Annotated in this window: 1 protein-coding gene; it reads right to left on the bottom strand. The window is 41.8% G+C overall.

The window, feature by feature from the left end:
* Positions 1-232: efflux RND transporter periplasmic adaptor subunit (locus ACFIK8_RS09025; RefSeq protein WP_375669225.1), on the bottom strand; the 232-nt coding region annotated here is incomplete at both ends.

The raw sequence follows: 232 nt of genomic DNA, 5'->3' as shown, positions 1-232 counted from the left end.
AACAACAGGTTGCCCAACACGCATCTGAGAAAGTTGCGTTTCTTTATAATTGGCAATAATCCAAATATCATCAGAAATGAGTGACACCAATTGCGTACCAGGCAAAACATATTGTCCTACCCGAGCACTAACCAAGCCAACATGTCCTGTTTTAGGAGACAAAATTTTTGTGTGCTTCAGATTGAGCTTAGCCAATTCAACGCCAACTTTTGCTCCAGCAACCTCTGACTGT

It is taken from the genome of Bartonella sp. MR168JLCBS, assembly GCF_042194175.1.
Note: the sequence above shows the minus strand (reverse complement) of the source record. Positions and strands in the feature narration are given on the sequence as shown.